The 13,114-nt window shown below is 62.9% G+C and carries 9 protein-coding genes; 3 read left to right on the top strand and 6 right to left on the bottom strand.

Annotated features, from left to right (window positions below):
• Positions 1-43: 43 nt before the first annotated feature.
• The 3 genes from GRI75_RS01295 to GRI75_RS01305 form a co-directional block, all read right to left on the bottom strand.
• Positions 44-2,260: a GumC family protein gene (locus tag GRI75_RS01295; RefSeq protein WP_160745124.1), complete on the bottom strand. Its 2,217-nt coding sequence runs from the start codon at positions 2,258-2,260 to the stop codon at positions 44-46.
• A gap of 24 nt (positions 2,261-2,284) precedes the next feature.
• A complete protein-coding gene (locus GRI75_RS01300) occupies positions 2,285-3,004 on the bottom strand; it encodes a polysaccharide biosynthesis/export family protein (protein WP_328597902.1) in 720 nt (239 codons plus the stop codon).
• 80 nt (positions 3,005-3,084) lie between these two features.
• The gene (locus GRI75_RS01305) at positions 3,085-4,554 is read right to left on the bottom strand and encodes an O-antigen ligase family protein (protein WP_160745125.1); all 1,470 of its coding nucleotides are present in this window, start codon (positions 4,552-4,554) and stop codon (positions 3,085-3,087) included.
• 38 nt (positions 4,555-4,592) lie between these two features.
• Between GRI75_RS01305 and GRI75_RS01310 the strand changes: the two genes are divergently transcribed.
• The 3 genes from GRI75_RS01310 (at position 4,593) to GRI75_RS01320 (ending at position 10,020) form a co-directional block, all read left to right on the top strand.
• Complete coding sequence (locus GRI75_RS01310) at positions 4,593-5,006, top strand: hypothetical protein (protein ID WP_160745126.1); 414 nt, start codon at positions 4,593-4,595, stop codon at positions 5,004-5,006.
• A 491-nt stretch (positions 5,007-5,497) separates the two neighbouring features.
• A complete protein-coding gene (locus GRI75_RS01315) occupies positions 5,498-7,417 on the top strand; it encodes a polysaccharide biosynthesis protein (protein WP_235911106.1) in 1,920 nt (639 codons plus the stop codon).
• A 215-nt stretch (positions 7,418-7,632) separates the two neighbouring features.
• A complete protein-coding gene (locus GRI75_RS01320; RefSeq protein ID WP_160745128.1) occupies positions 7,633-10,020 on the top strand; it encodes a TonB-dependent receptor in 2,388 nt (795 codons plus the stop codon).
• Between the two features lie 9 nt (positions 10,021-10,029).
• On the opposite strand, the gene GRI75_RS01325 is transcribed toward GRI75_RS01320, so the two are convergent.
• Genes GRI75_RS01325 through GRI75_RS01335 form a run of 3 tightly spaced genes read right to left on the bottom strand, consistent with a single transcriptional unit; the run spans position 10,030 to position 13,096 of the window.
• A complete protein-coding gene (locus tag GRI75_RS01325; protein WP_160745129.1) occupies positions 10,030-11,019 on the bottom strand; it encodes a Gfo/Idh/MocA family protein in 990 nt (329 codons plus the stop codon).
• Positions 11,016-11,984, bottom strand: coding sequence for an MDR/zinc-dependent alcohol dehydrogenase-like family protein (locus tag GRI75_RS01330; protein WP_202389521.1), 969 nt, complete (start codon positions 11,982-11,984; stop codon positions 11,016-11,018). Before GRI75_RS01330 ends, GRI75_RS01325 begins: the two co-directional genes overlap by 4 nt.
• A gap of 5 nt (positions 11,985-11,989) precedes the next feature.
• Positions 11,990-13,096 (bottom strand): inositol-3-phosphate synthase, encoded by a 1,107-nt coding sequence (locus GRI75_RS01335; protein ID WP_160745130.1) that lies wholly within the window; start codon positions 13,094-13,096, stop codon positions 11,990-11,992.
• Positions 13,097-13,114: the final 18 nt, after the last annotated feature.

Genomic DNA, 13,114 nt, shown 5'->3' on the forward strand with positions numbered 1-13,114 from the left:
CTTCGCTTGCCCGTTCGAGTGGCTCGCTTAAGCATGTTGCGTCTTAAGCAGCTTCTGACTCGGCTCGCCGGCCGTCCCCGTATCCATAGCCATAATCGTAGCCATAGCCGTAGTGAGCTTTCTGTGCCTGGAACTTGGTCAGAAGGCCCCCGAGGACTCGCGAATGAGAATCGCGTAAGCGGCCGACTGCGATCTGCGCCAGGGACGTGCGGGTCTCGTGCGACTCGACCACATAAACGACGCCCTCTACCCTACTGCCGATAAGCGGGGTGTCCGCGAGCCCCATGACGGGCGGAGCATCGATGATGACGTACTCGAACCTGCTCGAAAGTTCCCGCAACAGCAGAGCCATACGATCGCCCGTGAGCAGTTCGGCGGCGTTGGGCGGCATAGGGCCGGCCAACAGAAGTGTCGGCTCGTCCGGTCGCGCGTGAAGCATCGAATCCAAGTGGTCATCGCCAGCAAGATAGTGGCTGAGCCCACGTTCGTTCGCCAAGTCGAACATCTGATGCAGCGAAGGGGAGCGCATATCGCCATCCACAAGAACCACACCACCCGACGTGCGTGAGAGTTGCCGCGCCAGTGCGTAGGCTGTCGTGCTTTTCCCTTCGCCAGGCCTGGTGCTCGTGATCGCGAGTGAGCGCGGAATCCCATGCTCAGTTGTGAAGGCCAGGCGCGTAAGCGTCGAAAGGTATGCCTCCACGAGCGGGGTCTTCGGGTCGTTGAGTTCTTCCGCCGGGTCGTCGCTTTCAGCGCTCGGAATAGTGCCAAGCAGTGGAAGCCCGAGCAGTGAGCCCAGTTCGCGTGGATCGGAGATCGTGTCGTCGATGACTTCAAGGGCGATAGCGAGCGCCACACCGATGGTCCCGCCGATTATGATCGAGAGAAGGATGTTCAGAACGAGATTGGGGCTCGAGGGCCTCTCAGGGAGCTTCGCAGGGTCGACGATTGAGATGTTATTGACGCCGACGCCTCCCGCCACTCCGACTTCCTTGTAGCGCTGCAGAAGCGCGTCATAAAGCTGCCGGTTTGTGTCCACCTCGCGCTGGAAGATATTGTACTGGATGGTACGGCCACGCAGATCGAGCAAATCGGCTTCGAGCGAGTTGACGCGGGTGCGCAGCATGCGCTCGCGATCCACGGCGGAAGCGAATGCATTTTCAGAGGATGCACGCACACGCGCTTCCTCTCGCGCGATGGCGCGATCAGTCTCAGCGATCTGATCTGCGAGAGCCCGCGCCGCGGGGTATTCGGGTTCAAACTGAGACGTCAGTTGCGCATAGTCGCTGGCTAGCGATGCGCGCCTTGTGCGCAGTTGTGTGATGACTGGGTTGCTGAGCGCTTCTGGTGATGCTCCCCGTGACTCACGCAGCCGTGACTCAGCCGCAATGCGGTCGCCCGTCGCCTCGTTGAGTTCGCGATTGAGTGCGCTGAGATCTTCAGCGACTATGGGGCGCTCCGTTGCGGCCAACGAATCCGACCCCGTCGTCGTCGACGTAGGGATGTTGATGATCCGCTGATTCCCGGCGTAGCTTACCAGCGCCCGCTCGGAGTCTTGCAGCCGGTCGCGAAGTTGGTTCAGACGCTCCTCAAGGAATGTTCGTGCGTACGATGTCGCCTCGAACCGTCGTTCGAGCGACGTCTCGATGTAAGCGTTCCCCCATGCGTTGACGATCTGCATCGACATGGCTGGGCTAGGGCTCGTGAACTTGACGGTAACCAGGCGAGAGAGCCGCTCAGGCTCGATCGAAACATTGTCGAGCAAGAGATCAGCTGCGGCCTTGATGCGCTCCTGCCGCTGCGAGGCGTCAGCCGCGGACGGCGAGGTGCGCAAGCTTGCGGCATGCTCGTCACTGCCGAACATCTCGAAGAAGGCTGCATTTTCGTGCAGACGAAGCTGAGCGGCAACCCGCTCCGCCAGCGATTGAGATTCAAGCAGTCCCCACTGGGTCTGATAAAACTCCTGGTCGACTCCGGCCGCCTCGGGCTCCGCTCCCTCGATGCCAACAAACCCGGCGCTTTCCCGGCGAATCTCAAGGGTCGACGATGCCGTATACTGAGGCGTCATGAGAAGGGTGACGACAAGGCCGATAATAACGGCGATGACCACCGCGCCGACGAGCAGCCACTTTCGCCGTCTGACGATGTCGAGATAGTATAAGATCCAGGGCCGCTGGCTGGGCGGACGCGATTCGCCCGCATCCCGGTCTGGGGGGAAGGCCTCGTCGGCAATGGCTGATTGGAAAGCGAGATTATTCATTATGTCGAAGGATCCAGCAAGCGTTCAGTTTCTTATCAACGCAACCAGGGGAGCCATAAGCAAGCTGGAGGCTTGTATTACTTGCGGGAAGATCCTCCGCGCAGCAGATTCCCCGACCACAACCACATCATTCGTATAGACCGGCGGGTCTTTGTAAGCTCCCAGGCGAATTGCGCGCAAATCATATAGTGCCGCCATCTGCTGGCCCTCAACGGTGCGAAACACCACCACGTGACTGGTCTCAGCGAAGTCCGCGGTGCCTGAGGCGCGGGCGATGGCCCGCATCAATGTCATGTTACCCAAGACAGGGTAGACACCGGGCTGGTCAACGGCGCCATCAACGGTCAGCACCTGGCTGACCGTCTCCGACACCCCAATCGTTACGCGCGGTTCACGGAGGTAGTTCGAGCGAAGTCTTTCCTCAACGAGCAGCGCAAGTTCGGCTGGCGATTTGCCGTTCGCATGGATTGTGCCGGCGAGCGGGACCGCGATATCGCCCGAAGCATCTACACGCACCTCGCGACTGAGTTCGGGCAGCCCGAAAACCTCCACGATCAGGGAATCGCCGGGTCCGATCAGGTGCGGCCTCAGGCCCGCGGCGAAATCCGCATCCGTCGGCGGTGCAAAGGCATCTGTCGAGACGATCGCAACCTCTCCGGTGTCGATCAATTTCGGCCCGGAGCATCCGCTCACGGCAAGTATTGGCAGCAGCAGCAAATGAGAAGTCGTATTCTTTCTAAGCACGCGTCACCCGGCTTCCTTGCCCTGCCGTCATCCGGCGTGTCCTCCTAGTGAGGATGGACCGTTCGGTAAAGCTGGTTCTCTTACATTCTCGAGGCTTGTCTGCGGTGCCCCTGCTGGCCCGGATCATAAGCCGAAAGCCAGCCGCATGCGACGGCAAAGATCGCGGACATTAGAGGCGTTCTCAAGGGATAGTCCACCAGGCTGCTCACAAGCATGCTGATTACAATCAGCAATCCAAGCCGGCCGTAGGCAAGCGCACGGCTTCCCTCGCTGGCGCGAAGCACGGTGATTGCGCGGATGCCTACCCACAGCAGCAAGCTCACGAGCACCAGCGTGACCGGCAGGCCGCCTGAGATCACCAGTTCGACGAGATCATTATGGGCATGGTTGAGATAGAGCGGGCGCAGCAGTTCCAAAGGTTCGTAGAAACGGAACAAGGCTTCGAAGCTGCCGAAACCGGCACCCACCGGGAAAAAATCTCGCGCCATGTCGAGCAATGTGGGCAGGTACTGAAGACGCGACTCTTCGCTGAAGGAGATACCCGTGAGGCGCTGCACCGCGACGTCGCGCGACAGCGCGATGGTCGCGCCGATGACGCATAGCGCAATGGCTAGAATACCCGGAATGAGCAGCCGGTTCCAGCGTCCGAGCGACCGCTTCGGCAGAAGCCGCTTCCAGAGCAGTAGCGAAAACACAAGACCAAAGGTGCCCACTATGAGGCCTGCACGTGAGCCCGTCACGATCAGCATGGGCAAGAAGAAAACCGCGAGGCTTACCGCGATCCACCGCTTCACCGCGGCTTGCTTCGGTTCAGTGGGAACCGAGGCCCATACCGCCAACATCGGCCAGGTAATGGCGATCAGGACCGCCTGGTGGTTGCGGTTGGCCAGGAAGCCGACAGCTGACCCCTGATTGGTTACATCGAAGAAGTAGAGCGGGCTCGATTGACCGCCCGCCAACTGGGCAAGCGCGAGCAATGCGCTCAGCGCCGTAGCGCCGATCAGCAGGGGAAGAACCTTCCAGGTGTTTTCGACCGGCACGGAGGCGAGGCCGACGAGGACGGCAAACGGCGTCACCAGCCCGACAAGGCTGGCGAGCGTCCGGTCCGGAGTAAGGCTGATCGGTCGCCACGGCTGCTCTATCCCGACGATTCCCGCGATTTCCGTGAATGAGCCGTGACCCGGGAGGTTCGACCAGATCGATGGCGGCAGGGGAACGAGTTGAATGATCATTGTGGCGGCGAGCGCCCCGAGCAGCAGCATCGGAACCTTGATCGCAGCCCATCGCATGGGGCCGGGCGTCATCAGGAAGGTGCCGGCGCATATCACAGCTAGCGGTTGCAGGACCAAGAGGCTCGCGACGTCATTTCGAGACGCACCGCCGAAGAGGAAGCAAGCGCCCAGAAGCGCAAGCAGCATGCCGAAGCGGACTGTTTCGAACGGACGATTTTCGCGCTGCGCCGCCATGACCCTCATTTGCCAAATCTGGTGCGGCCCTATAGGTGGGCCGTGGCGTCCGTGTAAAGCGGCGCGCGAGAGTTGGATCAGCATGCCCCCCGAGTTCGGTGCGGCGAAATGAGGCTGCAAGAATGTCACCAGCATCGGCAACGCTGATCGCACTGCTCATGTATGCTGCGGGCTTTATCCCGATCATCTTGATGGCGGTCTGGCCCAGCTCCACACGGGTGCTTCGTCCGCTTGTCGGATGCCTGGTGCTAGTGTTCGCCGCCAGCCAGACTGGGATATTCCAAGGCAGCCTAACGTCTACGGACGCGCTCCCGAAGATACAGCCTGATACATCCGAGCGCCGCTGCCAGCAGGTGTTCGATCTTCTGATCGACAACGGCATCGTCCTTGACGAACCTGATCCAGGCGCGCTTGTCGTCTTGGGGGCAGCATGGGATCAACTACCCCCTGCGGTCCAGGATGCGGTGAGGGCTTGCGCCGCGAGCCGAAACCCGCCACCGGGCGATGCGGATGTGGTGGAGGTAATCCGCCGCTGATGATCTGTCCTGGAGTGTGCACGCAGCTACGATCATCCGGAAAGCGTCCTGCGTGTTGCTTGGTTGTGAATCATCCATTCTTGCAGTGAGGATCTTGTGGATACGCTTGTAGTCATGATCTCAGTGGCGGGAGGTGGGTTCCTGTTCGGAGGGCTTGCGCTGGCCTGGCCGCTCTATTTCCGTCCCAAGATGCGGAGGCGCTACGAGCGTGAGCACCATCGCAGGAAGGGGAATGTGCCCCGTCGCCGTTCCTGACGTCGTGAGGTAACGTACCTTTTATGTCAGGAGCTTCCCGGCTCGGCTTCTTACGGTCTTTGCTTCGATCGTTGGGGCTCATCGCCATGGAGCGGGGTTGCGCATGCTTCAACAAATCGGCTTCTTGTCGTCTGAATGCGCCCGAACGGATTTGCGATTGGCGACCGTCCTGCGCCGCATCAGCGAAAAACCACAAGCCCGATAATTAAGCGAAAGTTTGGTGCGGGATGATGCAGATGAAACAGCGGCTGGGGACACTGGTCGTACGATCGTTGAACGAACTGTTGCAGATCGAACGCAGCCAGAAGCGGATGCTGGTCATCGGGCTCGATGCCGCAATCTGTGTGACTTCGGTTTTCATCGCGTTCTCGCTCAGGGTCGGGGCCCTGGACTTTCCCCTTGGGCCGCCACTAATTTTCTCGGCAGTGTCTGTCCTGCTGTTTGTACCGGTATTCTACGGCACCGGCGCGTACTCAACCATATTTCGATTTTCGGGATCTCGCACGATCCTGCAACTCGCTAAAGCAATTGCCATATATTCGCTTCCGCTGATGGCAGTCTTCCTGTTTTGGGGGGCGCAAGGCACGCCCCGCACGATTGCCATCCTGCAGCCCATGATTTTCTTCGGCCTCGCTGCTACGAGCCGCATCCTGGCGCGCTACGTTCTCATGGATCTCGTGGCCAGTCAGCGAGCGATCATCAACATAAACCGGGTGCTGATCTACGGTGCCGGCAGCTCGGGGCGGCAACTTCTGCTCTCGCTTCGAGTCGACCCAAGCGTAGTGCCAGTTGCTTTCGTCGACGACGATGATCGTCTTGACCAGCAGCGGCTGGAGGGTGTTCCGGTCTACCACAGCGCGCGCCTGGCTGAAGTCATCGCCAAACAGGACATTCGTACTGTCCTCCTGGCGCTGCCGCGAATTACGCGCAGACGCCGCAGCCAGATCGTGAGCGAGCTTCGGCGTTTTCATGTTCACGTCCAAACGCTTCCAAATATCCAAGAGCTAATGGATGGTAAGGTTTCGATCAGCGACCTGCGTGAAATCCAGATCGAAGATCTGCTCGGGCGCGACCCCGTTTCTCCGAATTCATTGCTGCTGGGTCGAACGATCGTTGGCAAAAGCGTGATTGTCACAGGGGCCGGTGGATCGATCGGCAGCGAACTTTGTCGACAGATCCTGTCGAACGGAGTTCGGCGTCTCGTGCTGTTCGACGTCTCTGAGTTCGCGCTCTATCAGATCGATCGTGAGATAGCGGACAGGTGCAAAGAGTACGGTTATCCGCAGGTGGAAGTGATTCCCGCGCTGGGCTCGGTGACGGATCGGGAGCGGCTCCGCTTCATCTTCGAAAAGTGGCAGCCGGCGACGGTCTATCATGCTGCGGCTTACAAGCACGTGCCTTTGGTCGAAGCGAACCCCGTAGAAGCGATCCGCAACAATATCATCGGAACCGAGGAAGTCGCGCAGGCGGCGGAGGCTGCCGGCGTTAGCGACTTCATCCTAATCAGCACCGACAAGGCGGTGCGCCCGACAAACGTGATGGGCGCCACCAAGCGCGCGGCCGAGCAAGTCGTGCAGTCTTTTGCCGCTCGGAATAGTGCGACTCGCTATTCGATGGTGCGCTTCGGAAACGTGCTGGGATCCAGTGGCTCGGTGGTGCCGTTGTTCCGGCGCCAAATCGAGAATGGGGGGCCGGTGACCCTCACGCATCGGGATGTAACACGCTACTTCATGACCATTCCGGAAGCTGCGCAGCTCGTTCTGCAAGCTGGTGGGCTGGCCCGGGGTGGCGAGGTTTTCGTGCTCGAGATGGGGGACGCAGTGCGCATTGCGGATCTCGCGAAGGCAATGATTGAGCTTTCCGGATTAACAATACGTGATGAGCACAACCGGGACGGCGACGTAGAGATCGTTGAGGTGGGGCTGCGTCCTGGGGAGAAGCTGTACGAGGAACTTCTGATCGGCAACACTCCGCAGCGAACCAAGCACGAGCGCATCCTCATGGCACATGAGGCCTTCTTGCCCTGGCCCGACTTGAGCGAGCACCTTGAAGCTCTACGTCAGGTTAGAGATCGAGATGAGGCAGTTCGGCTGCTGCAATGTCTGGTCCCCGAGTTTGATCATCGGCGCGACGAAAGAAGCGCCATGAGCGCTTAAGGGTTCCTCCGCCACTCCCTGACGGCGTAAGTGGCTCGGGCGAAAGCTAGCGCGCTACCAAACCGTTCGAGTACACCGGTTCTTTCCCTATCGGATACGCCAACCCTGCGCTCATCAACCCAACCATCGTTTGGATTCCCGCTTGCGTGGACCGAGGGTTCACGGTTACGTGCGCGCTGGATCGTAACGATCGTTAGATAGCTTGGGAGGTGGAGATGACGCGCATCCGCGTGAGCGCCGTTCGGCAGTCGCTGTACGTCACGGGCGCTTGCCTGGCCGCACTGGGGGCGACCGTCCCGGCGCTGGCTCAGGATGCAACGACCGCAGGTAGCGCCGGCGGCGGCGAGATCGTGGTCACCGCGCAGTTTCGCGAGCAGAACCTGCAGGACACCCCCATCGCCATCACCGCGATTACGGCGGAGACGCTTGAAGCGCGCGGGCAGACCAGCGTCACCGATCTCGGTGACTACGCTCCCAACGTGGCTCTCGAGCCGGCCAGCGGCCTCCAGGGCAACTCGATTGCCGCGTTCATCCGCGGGATCGGCCAGGCCGACGCGAGCTTTGCGCTCGAACCGGGCGTCGGCGTCTACATCGACGACATCTACTATGGCACGACCTTCGGTGCCGTGATGGACCTCACCGACCTGGAGCGCGTCGAGGTCCTGCGCGGCCCGCAGGGTACGCTCGCCGGCAAGAACTCGGTCGGCGGAGCGATCAAGCTCTACACGAAGGAACCCGACGCGAACGGCGGCGGCTTCGTGGAGGCGAATTACGGCAGCTTCGACCGGCTCGACCTGCGCGCCAGCGCCGGCTTCTCTCTGACCGACGAGCTCTTCGCGCGCGTATCCGGCGTTTCGAAGACGTCCGACGGGTACATGAAGCGGCTCGACTACGGCTGCGTCAATCCCGGATCCGGCATCCCGATGACGAGCGCGGGCGACGAGGATTGCGTGCTCGGCACCGAAGGCGGGCGCGACCTGCAGGCGGTGCGGCTGGCGCTGCGCTATGCTCCGATCGAGACGCCGCTGGAGATCAACCTGCGCGCCGATTACGCGTCCGACAATTCGCAGATCGTGCCGACCAAGCTGCTCTATGCCGCCAATCCTTCGGTGCGCAGCTACGATGCGGCGAACCCGTTCGGCGGCGTGCCGTTCGACAGCCGCTTCATCACCGGCCCGGAAAGCTACACGACTTACGCCGACTATCGGACCGGCGGAAACTACACGACCGTGTTCGGCATCCCGACGCAAGTCCAGCCCGGTGGCTTCGCGGTCGAGCCCAAGGCGACGGCGAAAAGCTGGGGCGTCAGCGGCAAGATCGATTACGAGCTCACTCCGGACCTCAGCGTCACTTCGATCACGGGCTACCGCGTGGCCGACGGCTCCAGCGGCATCGATGTCGACGGTTCGCCGCTGGCCATCCTGCTGCAGGACTTCACCTACCGGCACGAGCAGTTCACGCAGGAGCTGCGCCTGTCCGGCCAGTTCGCCGACGGGCTGATCGACGCGACGGTCGGCGGATTCTACTACGATGCCAAAGACCGCATCTACGGCCGCGTCCACATCCCCACGCTGCTGTTCGACTTCTACCAGGACGACAATGTCGACAATCGCAGCATCTCCGCTTTCGGCCACGCCGAAGTCCACCTGACCGAGCAACTCAACCTGATCGGCGGCCTGCGCTACACCGACGACAAGAAGACCTACCACTACTCGCGCCTGAACCTCGACGGCACCGAGCCCAGCCCGATGTTCTTCGCGCCAAACTTCCTCGTCGCCGGCCTCAATGGGCTGGAGGGGACTTTCAGCGGCGATCGGGTGGATTACCGCCTGGGCGTCAACTACGCGCCGACCAGCGACCTGATGCTCTATGCGCAGGTCTCGACCGGCTTCAAGGGCGGCGGCATCAACCCGCGGCCGTCGGCGGCAGACCAGGTGCAGACCTTCGGCCCAGAGACGCTCACGACTTACGAGGCGGGCTTCAAGTCCGACTGGCTCGACCGCCGCGTCCGCTTGAACGGCGCGGTGTTCCTGAACAAGTACCAGGATATCCAGCTGGTCCGCTACCAGTGCCCGGAAAGCACGGTGATCTCCTGCTCGGTGCCGTCGAACGCCGGCGATGCCGAGATCTTCGGCTTCGAAGTCGAGACGTTCGTCGAGCCGGTCGACGGCTTCACCATCGACGGTTCGCTCGGTTACCTGGATTTCGACTACACCGAGATCACCAATCCGGCGACGATGGTGACGCTCGATATGATCGCGCCGTTCATCAGCAAGTGGCAGGCTTCGGCCGGCATGCAGTATGTGGCCGAGTTGGCCGGAGGCGCGGCCGTGACCCCGCGGGTCGACTGGTCATACCGTTCCGACTTCTTCTACAACTCGATCAACAATGCCTACAACGAGATCGAGGGCTACCACCTGGTCAACGCGCGCCTGACGTTCGACAGCGCGGACCGCGACTGGTCGCTGAGCGCGGCAGTGACGAACCTGTTCGACGAGTTCTACTATACCGGCAAGGCCGAGAACATCGGCAGCTTCGGCGTGGTCACCGGCAATCCGGGCCGTCCGCGCGAGTGGTCGGTGTCGCTGCGCCGCAACTTCTGATTGCGGGGTTCAGCCGCCCTCGTAGATGCGGTCGAGCACGCGGGAGACTTGCGCCAGGTGCAGGGCTTCCGCGTCGAACGAGCGGTCCTGCGCCAGCCGTTCGGCCCAGGCCGCGGCGGCGCGGCCGCCCCAGTCGTCGGGCGGGGCGGCGATGCGCTCGGTAGAGGTGCCGCGGTGGCGATGGGCTTCGAAGTCGTAGAAGCTGCCGGCGACATTGCGGATCGACACGCTGCCTGCGGTCCCGTGGAAGTCCGCTTCGATGGCGGCATCGCGGCCGGCGTGGAGGTGCCAGGAACAGGCCAGCCGCACGGCCGTGCCGCCGGCGAGGTCCAGCGTGGCGAGCGCGTAGTCCTCGACTTCGTTCGAGCCTGCGGATAGCGGCTGGCCACCGGCGAACAGGCGGGACTGGACCCGCTCGACTTCCGGAAAGCCGAGCAGCCAAAGCGCCAGGTCGACGAGGTGGACGCCGAGGTCGATGACGCAGCCGCCACCAGACAGAGTGCGGTCATAGAACCACGGCTTGTCCGGGCCGTAGGCATTGTGGAACGCCAGGTCGACGGCGAAGATCTGACCTAGCTCGTCGCCGCGGATCGGGCCGGCGATCGCTTCGACGACGGCGGTGCGGCGATAGGACAAATCCACAGCCAGCAGCCGGTCGGCTTGCCGCGCGGCTTCGATCACGCCGCGCGCCTCGGCCTCGTTGCGGCCGAGCGGCTTCTGGCAGAACACGGCGACGCCGCGGTCCAGCGCGGCGATCGCCTGCTCGGCGTGGAGCGCACTCGGGGTGGCGATCACCAGGCCGTCGAGGCCATGATCGAGCAGGCCTTCCAGCGAGGGCAGCACCGCAGCGCCCGGCGCGAGGTCCGCCGCCTGCGCCGCACAGTCCGGGTCGGGATCGGATACGGCGACGGCCTCAACCGCTCCGCCGGCCACGATGGCCTGCATCCTGTGGCGGCCGATCCAGCCGGTGCCGAGGAATCCGACGCGAGGCCTGCTCATGCGAACGTCACCAGCGCCTTGACGAACCCGCCCGGCTTGTCGCGCGTGGCGTCGAGCGCCTCGCTGAGTTGATCCAACGTATAGGTTCCGGTGTAAAGCGGCGCCGGGTCGAGCCGTCCGGTCGCGACGGCTTCCACCGCCTCGCGCACGCCCTGAAGCTGCACCGCGGGATCGCGCTCATGCGCGTTGATCACGTCGATCCCCTTCCAGTTCCAGGCCTGCATGTTCACCTGGCGGGGCCCGTCCTGGTGGTAGCCGGCGACCACCAGCTTGCCGCCGAAGCCGACGAGTTCGGAGGCGAGATCGAGCGGCCATTGCTTGCCGACGCACTCGATCACCCGCTCGCACAGCGCCTCGCCGGTCAACTCCTTCACGCGCTCGATGATCGCCCAGTGATCGTCCATCGGGATCGTCTCGGCCGCGCCGTAGCGGCGGGCAAGGCCGAGCGATTCAGGCCGGCGGGAGATGGCGATGACCCGCGCTCCGGCATCGCTGGCCAGCTTCGTCAGCACGGCCCCGAGAAAGCCGATGCCGACGATCGCCACCGTCTGGCCGGCGCGAATGTCGCTACGGCGAAAGATGTTGAACGCGCAGCCCAGCGGTTCGCCCGGAAAAGGCCGGCCGTCCAGCTCCGGGGGCAGCTTCACCACCATCGATGCCTTGGCAATGTCGGCTTCGGCGTAGGAGCGGAAGCTCAGCGCGGCTACCCGGTCGCCGGGCTGCAGCCCTTCGACACCCGGGCCGACCGCGTCGATCTTGCCCCAGCCTTCGTGGCCGAGATCACCCGGCGGGGTGGGGAACTGCATCCACTCCGGCCCTTCCCAAGGCGTCAGGTTCGACGCGCAGACGCCGCAGCCTTCCAGGCGCACGCGCACTTCGCCCTCGGCGGGCTCGGGCAGGTCCACGGTCTGCACGGCGAATTGGCGCGGGCCGGTGATCACGGCCGCTTTCATCTGTTCTGTCATCTCGTTCAGTCGGCAGCGATGAAGTCTTCGAGCGCGGCCCATGCGGCGTCGTCGGGAATCTGCTCAGGAGGGTGTTTGCAGAAGTACGACGCAGCCGGGTTGACCGGGCCGGCAAGCCCGCGGTCCTGGGCCAGCTTGGCGCAGCGGATCATATCGATCGCCACGCCGGCCGAGTTCGGGCTGTCCTCCACCGAGAGGCGCAGTTCCAGGTTCATCGGCACGCCGCCGAACAACTGCCCTTCCATGCGCAGGAAGCAGACTTTGTTGTCGTTCTGCCAGGCGACATAGTCGGACGGACCGACATGGATGTTCTCGTCACAGATCCGCGATGCCGCGACCGACTGCACTGCTTCGGTCTTGGAGACTTTCTTGGAAGCGAGCCGCGTCCGCTCGAGCATATTGAGGAAGTCGGTGTTGCCGCCGGTGTTGAGCTGGTAGGTCCGGTCCAGCTTCACACCGCGCTTGCGGAACAAGTCGGTCAGCACGCGGTGGACGATCGTGGCGCCGAGCTGAGCCTTGATGTCGTCGCCGATGATCGGCACGCCGGCCTTGCGGAAGCGATCGGCCCACAGCGGATCGCTGGCGATGAACACCGGGATGTTGTTGACGAAGGCCACGCCGGCTTCGAGCGCGCACTCGGCGTAGAACTCGCTCGCTTCCTGCGATCCCACCGGCAGATAGTTCATGAGCACGTCGGTTTCGGATTCGCGCAGTGCCGCGACGACGTCGGCCTTGTCCGGCTGGGGCTCGTCGGCAACGCGGAAGGTGCGGTCGTCGGGGAAGGCGGCCATGTGCTCGGCCACGCCGTCGAGGATCCGGCCCATGCGCACTGTGGCGCCGGTGCTTTCCACATTGTCGCAGAACACCGTGGTGCAGTTGGGCTTGGCGAAGATCGCCTCGGCCACGTCCCGCCCGACTTTGCGCTTGTCGACGTCCCAGGCGGCGACGACGTGGATGTCGCCCGGTTCGTAACCGCCGAGGTCGTAATGCATCAGCCCGGTCGTGTCGTTGGCTCCGCTGCGGTAATGCGCGAGGCCCTGGACCAGCGAGCTGGCGCAGTTGCCGACGCCGACCAGCGCCACGTTGATGCCGTGGGGGTTGGGTGACAGCATGTCAGGCTCCTTCCTGCG

The sequence above is a fragment of the Croceibacterium soli genome (genome assembly GCF_009828065.1).
Classification (GTDB): domain Bacteria; phylum Pseudomonadota; class Alphaproteobacteria; order Sphingomonadales; family Sphingomonadaceae; genus Croceibacterium_B; species Croceibacterium_B soli.

Coding starts and splice junctions, on each gene's coding strand:
- GRI75_RS01335 (WP_160745130.1), bottom strand. CDS start 13,096: ATGCTGTCACCCAACCCCCACGGCATCAACGTGGCGCTGGTCGGCGTC.
- GRI75_RS01305 (WP_160745125.1), bottom strand. CDS start 4,554: ATGCTGATCCAACTCTCGCGCGCCGCTTTACACGGACGCCACGGCCCA.
- GRI75_RS01295 (WP_160745124.1), bottom strand. CDS start 2,260: ATGAATAATCTCGCTTTCCAATCAGCCATTGCCGACGAGGCCTTCCCC.
- GRI75_RS01320 (WP_160745128.1), top strand. CDS start 7,633: ATGACGCGCATCCGCGTGAGCGCCGTTCGGCAGTCGCTGTACGTCACG.
- GRI75_RS01330 (WP_202389521.1), bottom strand. CDS start 11,984: ATGACAGAACAGATGAAAGCGGCCGTGATCACCGGCCCGCGCCAATTC.
- GRI75_RS01315 (WP_235911106.1), top strand. CDS start 5,498: ATGAAACAGCGGCTGGGGACACTGGTCGTACGATCGTTGAACGAACTG.
- GRI75_RS01310 (WP_160745126.1), top strand. CDS start 4,593: ATGTCACCAGCATCGGCAACGCTGATCGCACTGCTCATGTATGCTGCG.
- GRI75_RS01325 (WP_160745129.1), bottom strand. CDS start 11,019: ATGAGCAGGCCTCGCGTCGGATTCCTCGGCACCGGCTGGATCGGCCGC.